Annotated in this window: 17 protein-coding genes; 6 read left to right on the top strand and 11 right to left on the bottom strand. The window is 56.5% G+C overall.

The features are described from left to right. Positions 1 to 12: 12 nt before the first annotated feature. Positions 13 to 840, top strand: coding sequence for a glycosyltransferase family 8 protein (locus tag K5Y32_RS15085; RefSeq protein ID WP_222184845.1), 828 nt, complete (start codon positions 13 to 15; stop codon positions 838 to 840). 83 nt (positions 841 to 923) lie between these two features. On the opposite strand, the gene tmaR is transcribed toward K5Y32_RS15085, so the two are convergent. The 4 genes from tmaR to dacD form a co-directional block, all read right to left on the bottom strand. Then, complete coding sequence (tmaR, locus tag K5Y32_RS15080) at positions 924 to 1244, bottom strand: PTS system regulator TmaR (RefSeq protein WP_222184843.1); 321 nt, start codon at positions 1242 to 1244, stop codon at positions 924 to 926. 161 nt (positions 1245 to 1405) lie between these two features. After that, the gene (locus tag K5Y32_RS15075; RefSeq protein WP_222184841.1) at positions 1406 to 2464 is read right to left on the bottom strand and encodes an FUSC family protein; all 1059 of its coding nucleotides are present in this window, start codon (positions 2462 to 2464) and stop codon (positions 1406 to 1408) included. A 283-nt stretch (positions 2465 to 2747) separates the two neighbouring features. Next, positions 2748 to 3212: a GyrI-like domain-containing protein gene (locus K5Y32_RS15070; RefSeq protein ID WP_222184839.1), complete on the bottom strand. Its 465-nt coding sequence runs from the start codon at positions 3210 to 3212 to the stop codon at positions 2748 to 2750. An 88-nt stretch (positions 3213 to 3300) separates the two neighbouring features. Beyond that, entirely contained in the window at positions 3301 to 4467 is a 1167-nt protein-coding gene (gene dacD / locus K5Y32_RS15065) for a serine-type D-Ala-D-Ala carboxypeptidase DacD (protein ID WP_192233442.1), read from the bottom strand. A gap of 201 nt (positions 4468 to 4668) precedes the next feature. Here dacD and sbcB point away from each other — a divergent pair, with 201 nt between their 5' ends. Continuing rightward, positions 4669 to 6090 carry an exodeoxyribonuclease I gene (gene sbcB / locus K5Y32_RS15060; RefSeq protein WP_110866679.1) on the top strand — a complete coding sequence of 474 codons (1422 nt, stop codon included), beginning with the start codon at positions 4669 to 4671 and terminating at the stop codon, positions 6088 to 6090. A gap of 97 nt (positions 6091 to 6187) precedes the next feature. On the opposite strand, the gene K5Y32_RS15055 is transcribed toward sbcB, so the two are convergent. From K5Y32_RS15055 to ltnD, 5 genes are all read right to left on the bottom strand, one after another. Then, positions 6188 to 7540 (bottom strand): GntP family transporter, encoded by a 1353-nt coding sequence (locus K5Y32_RS15055; protein ID WP_137386087.1) that lies wholly within the window; start codon positions 7538 to 7540, stop codon positions 6188 to 6190. 116 nt (positions 7541 to 7656) lie between these two features. Next, entirely contained in the window at positions 7657 to 8436 is a 780-nt protein-coding gene (locus K5Y32_RS15050; protein ID WP_222184837.1) for an HPr family phosphocarrier protein, read from the bottom strand. Further along, complete coding sequence (locus K5Y32_RS15045) at positions 8436 to 9062, bottom strand: aldolase (protein WP_222184835.1); 627 nt, start codon at positions 9060 to 9062, stop codon at positions 8436 to 8438. Before K5Y32_RS15045 ends, K5Y32_RS15050 begins: the two co-directional genes overlap by 1 nt. Further along, positions 9059 to 10318, bottom strand: coding sequence for a 3-oxo-tetronate kinase (gene otnK, locus K5Y32_RS15040; protein ID WP_255602666.1), 1260 nt, complete (start codon positions 10316 to 10318; stop codon positions 9059 to 9061). The genes K5Y32_RS15045 and otnK overlap by 4 nt, the downstream gene beginning before the upstream one ends. Positions 10319 to 10320: 2 nt before the next feature. Next, on the bottom strand, positions 10321 to 11229 hold the full coding sequence (gene ltnD / locus K5Y32_RS15035) for an L-threonate dehydrogenase (RefSeq protein ID WP_154190111.1): 909 nt from the start codon (positions 11227 to 11229) through the stop codon (positions 10321 to 10323). Between the two features lie 259 nt (positions 11230 to 11488). Here ltnD and ygbI point away from each other — a divergent pair, with 259 nt between their 5' ends. Then, the gene (gene ygbI / locus K5Y32_RS15030; protein ID WP_222184833.1) at positions 11489 to 12250 is read left to right on the top strand and encodes a DNA-binding transcriptional repressor YgbI; all 762 of its coding nucleotides are present in this window, start codon (positions 11489 to 11491) and stop codon (positions 12248 to 12250) included. A 170-nt stretch (positions 12251 to 12420) separates the two neighbouring features. Here ygbI and K5Y32_RS15025 read toward each other — a convergent pair whose 3' ends face one another. Further along, a complete protein-coding gene (locus K5Y32_RS15025; RefSeq protein ID WP_101763400.1) occupies positions 12421 to 13779 on the bottom strand; it encodes an APC family permease in 1359 nt (452 codons plus the stop codon). Positions 13780 to 14150: 371 nt separating this feature from the next. After that, on the bottom strand, positions 14151 to 15566 hold the full coding sequence (locus K5Y32_RS15020; protein WP_255602665.1) for a glutamine synthetase family protein: 1416 nt from the start codon (positions 15564 to 15566) through the stop codon (positions 14151 to 14153). A 213-nt stretch (positions 15567 to 15779) separates the two neighbouring features. Between K5Y32_RS15020 and puuD the strand changes: the two genes are divergently transcribed. The 3 genes from puuD to K5Y32_RS15005 are packed head-to-tail and all read left to right on the top strand — an operon-like array spanning position 15780 to position 18400. Beyond that, the gene (gene puuD, locus K5Y32_RS15015) at positions 15780 to 16544 is read left to right on the top strand and encodes a gamma-glutamyl-gamma-aminobutyrate hydrolase (RefSeq protein WP_222184831.1); all 765 of its coding nucleotides are present in this window, start codon (positions 15780 to 15782) and stop codon (positions 16542 to 16544) included. Continuing rightward, entirely contained in the window at positions 16541 to 17098 is a 558-nt protein-coding gene (gene puuR / locus K5Y32_RS15010; RefSeq protein ID WP_008104818.1) for an HTH-type transcriptional regulator PuuR, read from the top strand. Before puuD ends, puuR begins: the two co-directional genes overlap by 4 nt. Before the next feature lie 24 nt (positions 17099 to 17122). Further along, a complete protein-coding gene (locus K5Y32_RS15005; RefSeq protein ID WP_222184830.1) occupies positions 17123 to 18400 on the top strand; it encodes an FAD-binding oxidoreductase in 1278 nt (425 codons plus the stop codon). Positions 18401 to 18457: the final 57 nt, after the last annotated feature.

The raw sequence follows: 18457 nt of genomic DNA, 5'->3' as shown, positions 1-18457 counted from the left end.
AGGGGAGAAACCATGTTTGCATGGGTAACGCTGTTAACGCAGCCGGACTATTTTATTGGCGTGAAGGCGCTGCACCGCTCGCTGAAACGCAGTGAAACCCGCTGGCCGCTGATTGTGATGGTCACCGACGCCATCGATCTGGAGACGCGTGAAGCGTTGCAGGCGCTGGGCTGCGTGATCCATCCGGTGGAGCCGCTGATGCCGAATGCCGAACTGGAGCAGCATTACGCTTCGGCGCAGTTCGGTGAAGTGTGGAGCAAGCTGCGCGCGTGGGAGCTGGTTGATTGTGAGCGCGTAGTATTTCTCGATGCCGACATGCTGGTGCTGCACAATATGGATGAGCTGTTTACGCTCGATCTGGGCAAGCATGCGCTGGCAGCGTGCCACGCCTGTCGCTGCAACCCCAACAAGATCGCCAGCTATCCCGCCAGCTGGCAGCCAGAGAATTGTCACTATACCTGGCAGGATCGCGGCGAACCGGCACCATCTACGCTCGATCGCTACCTGAACGGCGGTTTCCTGGTGCTGAAGCCGGATTTGGCGGTATTTGAGTGGCTGCAGGAAAAAGTGGCGGGCATTACCGATCTGCGCCGCTATCCGTTCTCCGAGCAGGATTTGCTTAATGAAGTGTTCGAGGATCGCTGGCTGCCGCTTTCGTATAAATACAATGCACTGAAAACATTGCCGTTCCAGCACAGCAAGATGTGGCGCGAAGATGAAGTGAAGAATCTGCACTTTATTCTGGCGAAACCGTGGAAACGCGACTTGAATCAGCCCGAGTCCGAACGCGACCGCTACTACGCGCTGGATAAGCTGTGGTGGGAGTTGGCGGCGGAATAAAAAAACAGCGCGATTCGTCGCGCTGTTTCATATGGATTGCGCATTGCTGCGCGCCTGGTCGCCATTATTGGCGACCCTACGATTTAATGCGCTTTTGGCTCGCCCATCGCTTTCAACTTCTTCGACAGCTCGCGACGCTCTTTGGAGAGGTCAGCGTTTTTGATGATGTACTCATCAACGCGGTCTTCATAGTCCACACGCATGCTGGCGATAATTTCCTGCACCGCCTCGATGCTCATGCCTGGTTTGATGTATTCACTCAGGTTGTCCAGCAGCAGCACACGTTTCTGGTTATCACGGACTTTCTTCTCGTTATCCACGATTTCGCGCTGCAGTTTGTTTTTACGACGGAACATACGCACAAACTCCAGTACGTCCTGAAATGATTGCTTGGCATTTTCCATGTTGGCACCTTTCTTGAGGCCTGCGTCGGCAGGCGGAATAGTCATAACGTTTAGCTTAGCGGTTTGGCCGCCAGGGTTGCAATTCTCACCGCTAAATTCGGACTGGCGCTTATCTTAGCGCAAAGAAAGGGTGATTCACATTAAGTCCTTGCCTGAGAAAACTATTTACGCAGCGCCAGACGCACTAAATCGGTCATACGCTCCAGCTGACGCGCCTGTTCGAGGCTCAACCAGACGTAGCCGTAAATCGCCGTGGTTTCGGAACGTCCGCTGCGATTAGCAATCAGCTGCTCCAGTTCCTGGGTGATCTCTTCCAGCGCGTGGCTGTTGGCGGTGATCTGCTCGGTTTCGCCTTTCACCATCAGCGTTGCCAGCGCATTCAACGTGTCTTCCGTCATCTGCTGGGTGCGGCGCAGCGTGGGCGCGTTAAGCATAATCAAGTGGCTTTCACGCGACGACCACCATGCATCAATCTGCATCTGCATGGTGTTGACCAGATTGCGATTGATGGTTTGGATCGCCTCAAACACCGATTTCGGAATGCGCGTCTCTTTACTCGCCGGCTCCAGCAACGCGCGCATTTTGATCACGCTACTCAGCAATTTCTGAAAAGGTTTATTCAGCCGCGGTTTCTCCAGCAAATTGGCGGAGAAGCCGGTGTGATGCAGTTTGGCCATGGCGATAAACGCATCCGATAACTGGATGCGCCAATGCGTATAGGCTCGCTGCGCCCAGATGGCGCTAAACAGCAGCGCCATCAGTGAACCGAGAATCACATCGCCACCGCGCCACATGGCGATGGTGAAATCCCCGGCCGGTGCGCCAACCACCACGCCGAGCGTGATGCCAATCAGCAGCGCCATGTAGGGATGTTTTCCCAGCGTCAGATAGCCGCAGACCACCATCACTACGGCGCACCACACCAGCATCACCGGCAGTGAAAACAGCTCAAGCTTGAGCGCGATCAGACCAGAAATCAGTCCGGCAAAGGTGCCGCTTATACGCTGCACCACGCGCGGCAGCACGTTGCCCCAAGTGGAAATCGGCCCCATCACCACCACCAGCGTAATCAGCGGCCAGGTGCCTTCGGGAATGTCGGTGAGCCGCACAAACAGGAAACACAGCACAAAAGCGATAGCGATGCGCACGCCGTGCACGGCGCGATAGTGGCGGTAGAACCAGAACTCAATCTGCGAGATGGGCTTGTCAGCGCGTAACATGGTTGTCCGGGAACGCTAAAAATTTGCGCGCTATGTTACCCTGGCGACGACTGCATCATTAGGGTAGAACGCAATTTTTTTTCGTCTTTTGCTGAAATACAACATGGGCGCTACATCTGATTTTCCCAATGGAAACATTGATGTAACGCATACAGTTTTGTGCGGGCATTGAAAAAGGTCGCCATGAATGGCGACCCTACGGATGCGGAGCTGTATGTTCGTCATTCATGGTGAATCGACGGGTGCGGTTTTGTAGGGTCGCCATTTATGGTGACCGCGAAATTTATTCAGCCGCACGTACCGGGATATACATATCCACCAGCCAGTTACCGCTCTCGGATCCATCAGAAAGGTAATGCTCAAAGCACGGACGATTGTCGACTTGCCAGCCGCCCTGCGCGTTTAAGCTATCAAACAAACTGTGCCACGCGCCGAAGAAATCGTTGTTGAGCACTTCAACGCGCGCATGAAAATAGCGGCCGCCCGGCAATAACCCTTTTTCGATATCGTCGCCCGCCGCTGGAATCACATCCTCTGGCGCGGTAATCACCGTTTCCACGCGCAGCTCTTCAGGCGGCAGCTCCTGCGGATTGCCGTAATAGATCGCCAGCCATTCACCTCCAGCGTGGTGCTCGCTCACCCAGCGTTTCAGCTGGTTAAAGCCGCGCGGCACGGTTTCCTGCCACGGACCTTGCAAATGGTAACCGAGCCAGCTTTGCGGATTACGTTCAACAATCGATGCTTTCATACCTTGCCTCTTGTCAGTAGCAGAAACAGCGATTGTGCCATCACCGCCGCATAACGGCGACGATGATGACGCTGAAATACGCGGCGGATTACAGTTTCTGTTTTACGTAATCGCTGATGCGCGTAATGATGCCTGCCTCTTCCACCGCTTGCAGCGCGTAGAGCGGATAGCTGGCCAGCTGCTTATCTTTGTCCATCACCTGAATTTCGCCAATCTGCTCGCCCGCTTTCAGCGGCGCTTCCAGATCTTTGCGATCGATAACGTATTTCGCCATCACGTTGGCCACTTCGGTGCGCGGCAGCGACAGATAGATATCCTGCGTGGTGCCGACATCGACCTTATGCGGATTGCCGTACCAGACGTTTTCGCTACCGATTTTTTTGCCTGCGTGGAACAGTTGCACGGTATCAAAGCTGTTTTGGCCCCACACCAGCAGCTTGCGCGCCTGATCTTCACGCCCTTTCGGGCTCTTGCCGCCCATGATCACCGCAATCAAGCGATGACGTCCGACGACGTTAGAGGCGATGATGTTAAAACCGGCGCTTTCGGTGTGGCCGGTTTTCAGACCATCGACGTGCAGATTTTGATCCCACAGCAAGCCGTTGCGGTTGTTCTGGGTGATGCCATTCCACGTCAGGGTTTTCTCACCGTACATGGCGTAGAAATCGGGCTCGCCGCTGATGATGGCGCGCGACAGCACCGCCAGATCGCGTGCGGTGGTGTGCTGGCCCGGCGCGTCGAGGCCGTGCACGGTTTCAAAATGGGTGTGCGACAGGCCGAGTTTCTGCACGTAGCTGTTCATCATGGTGACGAAGCTGCTTTCGCTGCCGGCCACGTGATCCGCCAGCGCTACGCAGGCATCGTTACCGGAATCGATGATCACGCCGCGCATAAGGTCGCGCACCGTGACCTGATCGCCCGGCTTGAGGAACATCAGCGACGAGCCTTTGAACACCGGATTGCCTGCGCCCCACGCATCTTTGCCGATAGTGACTTTGTCATCGCGGCTGATTTTATTCTGATCGATAGCGCGATCCACGACATAGCCGGTCATCAGTTTGGTCAGGCTGGCCGGGTTACGCTCTTCATCCGGATTGCCAGCGGTGAGAATTTGTCCGGTGGTGGCGTCCATCAACACCCATGAAGCCGCATCAATCGGCGGTGGTGTCAGGGGAAACGGCATGCTGTCGTCAGCCTGCGCCCACGATGCCCAAATAATTATTCCAGATACAGTTACCAGCAGACGCCTTTTCAACACTTCTTCCTCAAAATCATAAAATGAATTTACCGCCGCACGTTTTACGGCAAATAGCGCTTACAGATCTGAATAAATTGAAAAAAAGTATGAACTGAGCATAAATGCTGCGCGCCCGCTCGCAGCGAGGATGATCGAGGTTGTACTGCTACCCAGGGACGACTATCCTGTGCGTTGATTCTCCATTGCCAGGATAACGCCGTGCCCGCCTCTGAGTTCACCTTTTTATTCCACGATTATGAAACCTTCGGTAAAAGCCCGTCGCTGGACCGTCCGGCGCAGTTCGCGGGCCTGCGTACCGATAAAGAATTCAATGCAGTAGGTGAACCGCAGGTGTTTTATTGCCAGCCAGCCGACGATTATCTGCCGCAGCCGGAAGCGGTGATGATCACCGGCATTACGCCGCAAACCGCCAAAGCGCGCGGCGTGACCGAGGCGGCGTTTGCCGAACGCATTCACGGCCTGTTTAGCGAGCCGCAAACCTGTGTGATTGGTTACAACAATGTGCGTTTTGATGATGAAGTGACGCGCAATATCTTCTATCGCAACTTCTTCGATCCCTATGGCTGGAGCTGGCAGAACGGCAATTCGCGCTGGGATTTACTCGATGTGATGCGCGCCTGCTACGCGTTGCGTCCGGAAGGCATTGAGTGGCCGGAGAATGACGATGGCTTCCCCAGCTTCAAGCTGGAGCATCTCACCAAGGCCAACGGCGTGGCGCACGAACAGGCGCACGATGCGATGTCCGACGTTTATGCCACGCTGGCGATGGCGAAACTGGTGCAAGAGAAGCAGCCGAAGCTGTTTGAGTTTCTGTTTACCCATCGCAACAAACAGAAACTGATGACGCTGATTGATATCCCGCAGATGAAACCGCTGGTGCACGTCTCCGGCATGTTCGGCGCGGCGCGCGGTAACACCAGCTGGATTGTGCCGCTGGCGTGGCATCCGGATAACCGTAACGCGCTGATTGTCGCCGATCTGGCCGGTGATATGTCGCCGCTGCTGACGCTGGAATCTGACGAACTGCGCGAGCGTTTATATACCCGCCACAGCGATTTGGGCGATCTGCCTGCGGTGCCGATCAAGCTGGTGCACATTAATAAGTGTCCCGTGCTGGCGCCCGCCAGCACGCTGCGTCCGGAAGATGCCGCGCGGCTCAACATCGATCGTCAGCAGTGCCTCGCTAATCTCAAGCTGCTGCGTGACCACGCGGAAGTGCGTGAGAAAGTGGTGGCGCTGTTTGCCGACGCCGAGCCGTTTACCCCGTCAGATGATGTTGACGCGCAGTTGTATGACGGTTTCTTTAGCGATGCCGATCGCGCTGGCATGAATATCATCCGCCAGACGCCGCCGCAAAATTTACCGGCGCTGGATTTGACCTTCGACGATAAGCGCATTGCTAAACTGCTGTTCCGCTACCGTGCGCGCAACTTCCCTGGCACCCTGGATGACGCCGAACAGCAGCGCTGGTTGCAGCATCGCCGCGAAGCGCTGAATGCCGAGCGCGTGCAGGCGTTCTTGCTGGAGCTGGAGTCGCTGGCGAGTTTGCATGAGGGGAATACGGAGAAGATGGCGCAGCTGAAGGCGCTGTATTTGTATGCGCAGGAGTTGGTGTCTTAGTCCTCTGCGGATGTTGATTGAGGTCGCCATGAATGGCGACCCTACGGATTGAGAGAGTTGGTTTTTGTAGGGTCGCCATTTATGGCGACCTGAAAACCTAAATCATCCCCCACACCAGCCACGTCAGTGCAAAACCACTCAGCCCCATCACCGTAGTCAACACCGTCCAGGTTTTTAGGCCATCGGCCACCGACAAGCCCAGATAGCGCGTCACTACCCAGAAGCCCGCATCATTGACGTGCGACAAACCTAACCCACCGAAACAGGCCGCCAGCGTCACCAGCACACGCTGCATATCCGTTACATCGCCCACCGCCTGGCTCAGCAAACCGCTGGTGGTCAGAATCGCCACCGTCGCCGATCCCTGCGAAGCGCGCAGCGCCAGCGACAGAATAAAGGCCGCCGGAACTAATGGCAGATGCAAGGTTTCCAGCGTCAACGCCAGCGCTTTGCCCACGCCCGATTCCACCAGCACCTTACCAAACGCGCCGCCCGCGCCCGCCACCAGAATCACGCTGGCAGAGCTGGGAATCGCACGTCCGGTGAGATCTTCTAACTTCTCTTTGCTCCAGCCGCGACGCACGCCGAGCAGCCACGCCGCCAGTCCCAGCGCAATCAGCAGCGCAATGGCTGGCGTACCGATCACCGTCATCACCGCACGCAGCGTGCTGCCTTCGGCCAGCGTGGTGTGCGCAACGGTGCCCATGACGATCAACAGAATCGGCACAACAATCAGACCGGTAATAGTCAGCGCACCCGGCGCTGGCGCGTCGTTCTTCGGCTTGCCTTCCGGCTTCGCCAGCTGCAACTGTTCTAATACATCAACGGAAAGATGATATTGGCGCAGGTTCATCGCTTTCGCGACGTAATAACCGACGATACCCACCGGAATCGAGATCAGGATACCGAGCATCATCAGCCAGCCCATATCAGTGTGCAGAATGCCCGCTGCTGCCGCCGCACCGGGATGGGTTGGCAGCGCCACATGCACCGTCAGCATCACGCCCGCCATCGGCAAGCCAAACTTCAGCGGTGACACGCGCGCCACTTTGGTGAAGCCATAAATCAGCGGAATCACGATGATGAAGCCGACCTCGAAGAACACCGGAATGCCGAGGATAAACGCCGCCATGGTCAGCGCCGCCACGGTACGCTTGATGCCCAGCGATTTACTGAAGCGTTGCGCCAGCGACTCCGCACCGCCGGAAGCTTCAATCACTGCGCCGAGCATCGCCCCCAGCACGATGATGATGGTGATATGCCCCAGCAAGTTCCCCATCCCGCTAAAGATGGTTTCCATGATTTTGTCGGCTGGAATGCCGGTAGCAATCGCCACCAGCAAGCTGACAATCAGCAGCGCCACAAAGGGGTGTACTTTGGTTTTAATCACCAGCAGCAGCAAAATCACGATGCTGGCGGTAGCGATAGCTAACAACAACGCGGTTGACATGATAATCCTCTATTTTATAAGTATTTTTAGGGTACAGCTTTCTCTGGTATTGGCAGATTCAGATATGACTAACCCAACACAGCGGACATGCCGCTGCGTTGGTGATAAATCAGTGGTTATTCAGCGTAAGGCGCGAACCAGCCGAGGCCCGCTTCAGTGCGGCCGCGCGGGATATATTCACATCCCACCCAACCGTCGTAACCCACTTCATCCAGCAGGTTGAACAGATAGGAATAGTTGATCTCGCCTTCATCCGGCTCGTGACGATGCGGCGCAGAGGCGATCTGAATATGGCGATAACGACCCGCGTATTCACGAATCAGATGGGTCAGATTGCCGTCCACCAGCTGCGCATGGAACAGATCGAGCTGGGTAAAGACGTTGGGACGATCGATCCGCGCCATCATTGCCAGCGTCTGATGCTGGCTGGAGTAGAGATAATTCGGCTTGGTGACCGGATTGAGCGCTTCCAGCAGCAGGCGAATGCCATGCGGCGCAAAACGCTCGGCGGCATAGTGCATGTTACGCACGAAAGTCTCTTCATAGGCGGCACGATCGGCACCGTTTGGCACCGTTGCCGCCATCACATGCACCTGCTGGCAGTTGAGCGCCAGCGCATACTCCAGCGCCCGATCGATATCGCCACGCGCTTCCTGTTCACGGCCCGGAATGGCAGAAACGCCCCACTCGCCCGCTTGCACATTGCCGGCGGCGGTGTTGAACAGCACCAGCTCCAGCTGATGTTTTTCCAGCTCGGCTTTAATCACCTCGGCCGGAAAGTCATACGGGAACAGGAATTCAACGGCGCGAAAACCGGCATTGGCCGCGGCGGCAAAGCGTTCGATAAACGGCAACTCACCGAACTGCGTAGATAGATTGGCTGCAAACTTAGGCATTAAACATTCCTCAATTCCGCGACTTCGCTATCGGTCAGATAACGAATCGAGCGGTCACCGAGCGTAAACATCAGGCGCGCGGTCTCTTCCAGTTCTTCAGTGTTATTGGCAGCTTCGCGCAGGGATTTGCCCACCACCACCGGACCGTGATTGGCCAGCAGGAAGGCGTTATAGCGCGAGGCCAGATTGGCCAGATCGTCTGCCAGGCGCTGATCGCCCGGCTTGTAATACGGCACCACCGGCACATCGCCGACGCGCATCACCACATACGGCGTGAACGGACGAATACAGTTTTCAGTGTCGAGATCGTTGAGGCAGGAGAGCGCCGTCAAATAGTGGCTGTGCAGATGCACTACCGCTTTGCACGCGGGATTATTCAGGTAGAGCGCGCGGTGAAAAGCCACCTCCTTCGACGGCTTGTCGCCGGAGATCCATTCGCCCTGAATCGTCACTTTCGACAGGCGATCGGCCTGCAGTTCGCCGAGGCAGGAGCCGGTTGGCGTCGCCAGCAAGTTGCCATCCTCCAGCAGCAGCGACAAATTGCCCGCTGAACCGGTGGCGTAACCGCGCTGAAAGAAGGACGCGCCGAGCTGCACCATTTCTTCCCGTGCTTGTTGTTCCGTCATGCTGAAAACTCCTGTTGTGCGCGGGCAAAGAACTGTTCGTCGCCAAAGTTGCCTGATTTCAGCGCCAGCGACAGCGGCTGATGGATATCGCGCACCCACGGCACGCCCGGCGAAATCATCGGGCCAATGTGGAATGCGGTAACGCCAAGGTTTTGTGCCACCACGCCCGAGGTTTCACCGCCGGCGACGATAAAGCGCTGCCAGCCGCGGGTTTTCAGCTCACGCGTTACGGCAGCAAACAGCTGCTCAACCGCTTCACTGCTGCGCGCCGCGCCGTATTGCTGCTGAATGGCTTGCAGCTGCTGGGCATCGGCGGTAGCAAACAGCAAAGGTGCCAGTTCGGACTGATGATTGGCTTCCACCCAGTCACAGAGCTCCTGTGCATAGCTTTCGACATTGTCGAGGCAGCGCTCCACCAACACTTCGTGCGATGGCGCTTGCTGACGATACGCCTGCACCTGACGGTTGGTCATTTGCGAGCAGGAGCCTGAGATCACCACCGCGCGATCGCCTTGTGGGCGCCCGGCGTGTTCAGCATCACTGTTCTGCTGCTGCGTTGCCCAGGCGCGGGCGATACCGATCGCCAGGCCTGAACCGCCGGTCACCAGGCGCGTCTCTTTCAGCGCTTCGCCCTGCGTCAGCAGATGCTGCTCGTGCAGCGCGTCCAGCACCACATAGTTGATGCCCTGCGCTTTCAGGGTATCCAGCTGCGCACGCACCGCATCAGCACCTTGATCGAGCTGCGCGGCGTTGATCACTGCGGCCTGGCCTTTGGCCTGGCGCGTCATCAAACGCACCAGATTGCTGTCGGTCATTGGCGTTACCGGATGATGGCGCATGCCCGATTCGGACAGCAGCTGATCGGCGACAAAAAGATAGCCTTGATACACCGTGCGACCGTTAACCGGCAGCGACGGCGAGATCACCGTTTGCGTTTCGCCCAAGGCTGCCAGCAGCGCATCGGTCACCGGGCCGATATTGCCCTGCTCGGTGCTGTCGAAGGTGGAACAATATTTGAAGTAGAAACGATTGCAGCCCTGCTGTTGCAGCCACTGCAGCGCGGCCAGCGACTGATCGATCGCCCGCTGCGCCGGGCATGAGCGTGACTTCAGGCTGATAACAATCGCCTGCGCGCTCAGCTCGTCGTGGCTTTCCGGCACGCCGTTGAACTGGATGGTCGGCAGACCGTTCTGCACCAGGAAACTGGCGATGTCGGTTGCGCCGGTAAAATCGTCTGCAATAACGCCTAAACGCATGATTACTTCTCCTTCGCCTGCGGCAGCGTGATGCCGCTGAAGATCTTGATCACCGCGCTGTCATCTTCACGACCGTGGCCGGCGTTGCTGGCTTCGGTAAACATATTGAGCGCAGTAGAAGCCAGCGGCAGCGGGAAGTGCAGCGACTTGGCGGTATCCGCCACCAGATTGAGATCTTTAACGAAGATATCGACCGCTGATTTCGGCGAGTAATCGCCATCCACCACGTGACGCATGCGGTTCTCGAACATCCATGAGTTACCGGCGGCGTTGGTCACCACGTCATACATGGTGTCGAGCGGGATTCCAGCGCGCGCGGCCAGCGCCATCGCTTCAGCGCCCACAGCAATGTGCACGCCCGCCAGCAACTGGTGAATGATTTTTACGGTTGAGCCGAGACCGATTTCGCTGCCCACGCGATAGACTTTCGCCGCCACCGCATCCAGCACAGGCTTGAGCAGGGCAAAAGCTTCATCGCTGCCGGACGCCATTACCGTCATCTCGCCAACTGCGGCTTTGGCTGCGCCGCCGGAAACCGGTGCATCCAGCATCAGCAACTGATGCTGCGCCAGCTGTTGTTCAATCGCCTGCGCATCCTGTGAAGAGATGGTAGAAGAGACCATGACCACGGTGCCGGGCTTGAGCTGCGCCGCCACGCCGTTTTCACCGAACAGGATTGCTTTAACCTGCGCGGCATTCACCACAAGCAGCAGTACCGCATCGAGTTCAGCGGCAAAGCGGGCAGCGGAGGTTTGCGCATCCCGCGCACCGGCCTGACGCAGGGTTTCCAGCGCCTGCGGATTGAGATCAACACCCCAGGTATTTAATCCTGCACGGATGCAAGACTGCGCTGCACCCATGCCCATGGAACCTAAACCAATCACGCCGATGTTATTCACGGTTGCTGACATAGCAAACCTCCATTGTTAATTTAAGTGATAATTTGTTCATTGGTGTTAAGTCTGCCGCAGTCAGTGGCGAATAAACGTGCGTGATATCACAAAAATTAACTTAGCTGCTCATTGATTAACATGGATTCACAGCCGGAGGTTAGCGCTTCGAAGTCAGTCCAGATGGGATTTCTGCTTAGATTACGGCAAGATAAATTGTGCTGCGAGCTGTGAATCGATGATCTACAATGTGAAAAAATGATAATTCAGGGAGAGCATTGTGATTCCGGTTGAACGTCATCAACAAATTTTAGCGCTGGTGGGCGAACGCGGCGTGGTTAGCATTGCCGAGCTCACTGAGCGCTTGGGTGTGTCGCATATGACGATACGTCGCGATGTGCAGAAGCTGGAAGAGCAAGGTGCGGTATTGTCTGTTTCGGGCGGCGTGCGCTCAGCAGATCGCCTGGCGGCGGAGCCATCGCATCTGGCGAAAACCAATATGTACAGCGGCGAGAAGATGGCGATTGGGCAGTATGCCGCGCGTCATATTCCGCGTAATAGCTGCATCTATCTCGATGCCGGCACCACCACACTGGCGCTGGCGCGCGAGTTGCTTGATCGTGATGACTTGCTGGTGGTGACCAACGATTTCGTGATTGCGCGCCTGCTGATGGAGAGCAGCGGCTGCAAGTTGATTCACACCGGCGGCACGGTATGTCGTGAGAACCGTTCCAGCGTCGGTGAAGCGGCCGCCAGAAGTTTGCGCCAGTTGGCGATTGATATCGCGTTTATCTCCGCGTCCTGCTGGGGCCCGCGCGGGCTGTTTACGCCGGATGAGGATAAGGTGCCGGTGAAGCTGGCGGCGAGCGATGTGAGTAGTAAGCGCGTGTTGTTAAGCGACAGTTCGAAGTACAACAAGATTGCGACGCATCTGGCGTTACCGCTGGAGCGGTTTGATACCTTGATTACCGATGCGGGGTTGAGTAAAGCGGGACGCGAGGCGTTAGGTGCGGGGAGTTGGGAGTTGGTGTTGGCGGGATAGTGCGTGCTGTCCCCTACTCGATCCGTGCTCGCTGTCCCCCATCCCGGCCTTCCCCCGCAAGCGGGGGAAGGAGACGCTGCCACATGCAGCTTCAGAACGAACATATGGCAGCATCTTCCTCCCCCATTTATGGGGGAGGACCGAGGAGGGGGACAGCGACGTCGATCAAATCACACTTCTTCGCTGAACTGCGGAACCGGGTTGCGGAAGGTGCGGGTCACAAAGGCGAGGTAAATAATACCAATCGCTGCCCACACCAGGCCGAGCACCATGGAGGTCTCTTCCAGGTTAATCCACAACGCACCGACTGTCAGAGCGCCCATCACCGGCAGCACCAGATAGTTGATGTGATCTTTCAGCGTCTTGTTACGCTTCTCACGGATCCAGAACTGCGCAATCACCGACAGGTTCACAAAGGTGAACGCCACCAGCGCACCGAAGTTAATCAGCGCAGTTGCGGTTACCAGGTCGAAGTTGATCGCCATCAGCGCTACCGCACCTACCAGCAGCACGTTCAGTGACGGCGTGCGGTATTTCGGGTGCACGAAGCCAAAGAAACGCTGCGGGAACACGCCATCGCGGCCCATCACGTACATCAGACGCGAAACGCCTGCGTGCGCGGCCATACCGGATGCCAGCACCGTCACCACCGAGAAGATCAGGATGCCAATTTGCAGCGCTTTACCCGCCACGAACAGCATGATCTCTGGCTGTGAAGAGTCCGGATTCTGGAAACGCGAGATGTCCGGGAAGTACAGCTGCAGGAAGTAAGAAACACCGATAAAGATCACACCACCAATCAGCGCGGTGAGGAAAATCGCGCGCGGGATCGTGCGTTCAGCATCTTTGGTCTCTTCTGACAGCGAACTGATACCGTCAAAGCCAAGGAACGAGAAACAGAGAATGGTCGCACCGGTAATCATCGGGACAACGTGCGCATTCTCAGACCAGAACGGTCTGCTGCTGGTCAATGTCCCCTCGCCAACACCGTGTGCCACACCGTAAACCACCATGCCGGTAATCACTACCATCACTACCACCTGCAGCACCACGATCACGCTGTTGAAGTTGGCAACGGTTTTGATTCCACGCAGGTTGGAGATGGTCATAAAGGCCACCAGCAGCACCACGAAAATCCATGACGGAATGCCCGGCACCAGCGTCTCAAAGTAGCTTTTCGCCAGCAGGATGTTGATCATCGGCATGAACAAGTAGTCCAGCAGTGATGACCAGCCAACCATAAAGCCGACGTGCGGACTGATTGCCTTCTGAGCATAGGTGTAAGCGGAGCCCGCAGATGGGAAGCGGCGTACCAGCTTGCCGTAGCTCACGGCAGTAAACAGAATCGCGATCAGGGCGAAAGCATAAGCGGTGGCGACGTGGCCGTCGGTCAATCCAGACACGATACCGAAAGTATCAAACAGGGTCATTGGCTGCATATACGCCAGGCCCATCATGACAACCGGGATCAGGGTCAGAGATTTTTTCAGGTGTGCACGCTGAGGTGCGGCAGAGGTGTTAAGCGACATTGTTCAGGCCCCCGCAGACGACAACCGCGATCGGTTGGGCTACAGGGCTACTGCGCAATTTGCTGCAGTGAGAAGTGATATAAGTGTTTACGATTGTCGCGGCGCCGTAGTCATCACGGAAGCGAGAACCAGCCTGCGCTGGTGCAATGTTAAACAGTCCCATCTTTGTTTTCCTCAAATCTCACGCACAAGCGTGTTTGTCAGTATCTATCTATCCGGATGCGTGTCCGGCCTCGTGTGAATGTCAGTGAGTACATCATGCAAAAAAATAACCGACGCGGTTAACGTCGGTTAGTTCTCATTTTGCAGGGCGCGTATTTTGCCCCAACTTATGCCATCGGCACAAGACGTTAGATCAATTCTTCCGGCACTCAGGCATTCTTGAGCATCCAGTCGATTTCCGTCGAGGTGATTAAGCGCTCAAACTGCATCAGTTCGTACTGTTTGCAGCTGTGCCACACCCCGCTAAAACGCTCGCCCAGCAGCTTTTGCAGCGGATAGCTATTCTCGAATTCATACAGCGCATCACTCTGCCGAATCGGTAATGCCAGCCCTTCTGCTTCATGTCCATTGCCCTGCACCGCATGCGGTAAAGGTAGCTGATTATCCAGACCGTGCAAAATACCGGCAAGAATTGTTGACACCACCAGATAGGGATTTGCATCCGCACCGGCCACGCGATACTCGATGCGATGGTTATCCGCATCGCCACAAGGCACACGCAGCGCAACCGTGCGGTTGTTATGTCCCCACGAGGCCTGCAATGGCACATAAGCTTCTGGCAGGAAGCGGCGATAGGCGTTTACGTTTGGCGCCAGCAGCGCCATCGAGGCCGGCATTAAATCGATCATGCCCGCCAGCGCCCGTTTCATCAGCGGTGAATCGCTGCCGTCATCCAAAGCAAAAGCATTGTGATCGGCGGCATCCAGCATGCTGATATGCACATGCATGCCGCTGCCCGCGTACTCTTCGTAAGGCTTGGCCATGAAAGTGGCGGTCATGCCGTGATTTTCCGCCACCTGACGCACCAGTCGTTTCAGCTGAATAGCGTGATCGCAGGCTTTCAGCACGTCGCGCGTGTGATGCAGGTTGATTTCGAACTGGCCGGGCGAAGCTTCCGCCAGTGCGCCATCGGCGGGAATGCCTTGCAGCTTGGCGAGATGGTCGATATCCCGCAGTACGTCGGCGAAGTGATCGAGATTATCCACCGAATACACCTGGCTCTGCATATTGCGTTCGTCACTGCCCGGCGAACACGGCGGCTGAATGAAGCCCTCCGCATCACGCTTTTTATCCACCAGATAGAACTCCAGCTCTACCGCTACCACCGGGAACAATCCTCGATTGCGCAGCTGTTGCCACAGCCGATTGAGGACATTACGGGGTTCAACGTCAAAGGGAGTGCCATCTTGGTTACACATGGTCAGCAACAGCTGAGCGACGTGCTTGGGATCGGCGGCAGAAGGAATTAAGGTGCCGGGCACCGGCATGCAGAGGTGGTCGGGTTCGCCCAGTGACTGACCCAGTCCGGCGTCTTCGACGGTGTTACCAAGAATATCCATAGCGAAAACCGAGGCCGGGAAGTAACACCCTTTTTCCAGTTTTGCCAATGCGGAGATGGGAATGCGTTTACCGCGAAATACCCCATTTAAATCATTAAGAAGAATATCGACATACTGCATTTCAGGATGGCGTTCCAGCCAGGTTTTGACCTCCAGCTGGAACGCGCTTGTTCGTTTCTCTTCACTGTGTCGCGTGAAGTCTTCTACTTCTACGAGGTTCGTCATGATCCCACCCGCCCTTTACCGTTTAATATTGGTGCGCGCAATGCTCAAAATAACAGCCACTCCACTAACATAGCGCTAACGCAAAAAGTGTGCAAATGTAACAATTCTGTTTGAGGAATGAACGATCGGTTGCTAGATTGACAAAATATTGCACACTTTTAAGGCCAGCCGCGCATTTCCGGCGAAAATATTGAACAGCAACGCGGAGACGTTATGGGCATTATTTTTGACAAGCCCTTGATTGGCGTAGTGATGTGCCAGAACTTTATTGGCAGCCACGCAGGGCAAACGGTTCACAACAAATATCTCGACGCTATTGTGCTTGCCGGTGGCGTGCCGCTGCCCTTGCCGCATCAACTGATGCAGGCACCTCATCTATTAGAAAACAGTATGACCGTGCTGGATGGCATTTTGCTGACCGGCAGTCCCAGCAACATTGAACCCTGGCATTACGGCGCAGACGGTATTGAGGCGCATGCCGATCCGGCGCGCGATCGCCTCGCCTTCGGGCTCATCACCCATGCGATCGGTAAAAAGATGCCGATGTTCGGCATCTGTCGCGGTTTGCAGGAGCTGGTGGTCGCTAACGGCGGCGCATTGTATCGCCAGCTGCATATGACACATCTGTTTCAGGAGCATCGTGAAAACGACGCGCTGCCGCTGGACGAGCAATATGCGCCGGTGCATACCGTGCAGCCAGAAGTGGATGGCATGCTGAGCCAACTGCTCGGCAAAGCCGAACCTTTTGCGGTGAATTCGCTGCACGGGCAAGGCATTCGCGAAACCGGTCCACAGCTGCGTGTCGAAGCGCGCGCGCCCGATGGGCTGGTTGAAGCCGTAAGCCTGCCAAAGCACCCTTTCGCTCTTGCGGTGCAATGGCATCCGGAATGGCACTCCGATCGCGATCCGGTCTCGCGCCGTCTGTTTGAGGCCTTTATCCACGCCGCTGTCTGTTATCACAAGGAAAAACAGCCATGAATGATGCCACTCTGGCACCCGGACGTCGCTTATCGCAGATTCGGCAGGAGTTGGGATTGTCTCAGCGTCGCGTCGCTGAGTTATCAGGTTTAACGCACAGCGCCATTAGCACTATCGAACAGGACAAAGTGAGCCCGGCCGTCAGCACCTTACAGAAGCTGCTGAAAGTTTACGGGCTTTCGCTCTCAGAGTTTTTCTCCGAACCCAAAATCAATGCCACGCCGCGGGTGATTGTGCGCCCGGAAGAGTGCGTGGAGATCGGCAGCCTTGGCGTATCGCTGATGCTGATCGATAACGGTGCTGCACGGCGCGCGCTGGCGATGCTGCTGGAGCGTTATGAACCCGGCGCCAGCACCGGCGAGAAGTTACGCCATCCCGGCGAGGAAACCGGCACCGTGCTGGAAGGGGAAATCACGCTGGTGGTCAACGGCCAGAGTTACCATCTCTATCGCGGTGAAAGCTATGTGATTGATACCGGCTTGCCGCACAGTTTTACCAATACCTCAGATCAGCCGTGTCGCATTGTTAGCGCGCATACGCCCGCCAATTTCTAAGATTTCGCGCTTAAGGAGGATGTCATGCAACATGTGGGAAGTTATTACGCCGCTACCGCCAACGCCCATGAGCCGTGGCCGGCGCTGCAAGAGTCAGTGCAGTGCGATGTCTGCATTATTGGCGGCGGCTTTACCGGGCTCTCGTCCGCGCTGTTTCTCACCGAAGCCGGTTACGATGTGGTGCTGCTTGAAGCGGCGAAAATCGGCTTTGGCGCCAGCGGCCGCAATGGCGGCCAGGTCGTCAACTCCTACAGCCGCGACGTGGATGTGATTGAGCAGCGCTACGGCAAACAGACCGCACAAATGCTTGGCAGCATGATGTTTGAAGGCGCGGAGATCATTCGCGACCGCATCGACCGTTACGCTATCGCCTGCGACTATCGTCCCGGCGGCATTTTCGCCGCACTGAATCAGCGGCAAATGGGCCACCTGCGCAGCCAAAAAGCCCTTTGGGCACGCTACGGCAATCACGATTTGGAGCTGCTCGACGAACGCGGCATTCGGCGCGAAGTAGCGACCGATCGCTACGTCGGTGGCTTACTCGATAAGCGCGGCGGGCATCTGCATCCGCTCAATCTCGCATTGGGCGAAGCCGAAGCGATTCGTCGTCACGGCGGGCGCATTTATGAGCAGTCGGCGGCGATTGAAGTGAAATACGGTGCACCGCATCGCATAAAAACCGCTAAGGGCGCAGTCAGCGCCACTTTCGTGATTTTTGCCGGTAACGCTTATTTGCCGTCACAGCTTGAACCGCGCCTGACGGGCAAAAGCATGCCGTGCGGCTCGCAGATCGTCACCACCGAACCTTTAACGCGCGATCAGGCGCTGGGTTTGCTGCCTAACAATTACTGCGTTGAAGATTGTAACTACCTGCTCGACTACTTCCGCCTCACCGCCGATAACTGCCTGCTCTACGGCGGCGGCGTAGTTTATGGTGCGCGCGAGCCGGATGACATCGAAGCGCTGATTCGCCCCAAGCTGCTGCGCACCTTTCCGCAGTTGCGGGATATCAAAATCAGCCACCGATGGAGCGGCAACTTCCTGCTCACGCTATCGCGCATGCCGCAGTTTGGGCAGGTGGAGAAGAATGCGTTCTTTATGCAGGGCGACAGCGGACACGGCGTGACCTGTACGCATCTTTCGGGGAAGCTGATTGCTGAAGTGCTGCGTGGGCATGCGGAGAGATTTGATGCGTTTGCGAAATTGCCGCATCTGCCGTTTCCAGGTGGGAGACGGTTTAAGGTGCCGCTCACCGCGATGGGAGCGGCGTGGTATGCGTTAAGGGATCGGTTTGGAGTTTAATCTGCTGCGCGCTGATGCCCTCACCCCGGCCCTCTGCTACGGGAGAGGGAGTAAAAG

It is taken from the genome of Pantoea sp. DY-15, assembly GCF_019795935.1.
Taxonomy (GTDB): domain Bacteria; phylum Pseudomonadota; class Gammaproteobacteria; order Enterobacterales; family Enterobacteriaceae; genus Pantoea; species Pantoea leporis.
The sequence above is the reverse complement of the archived record's forward strand: the minus strand, read 5'-3'. Positions and strand labels throughout refer to the sequence as shown.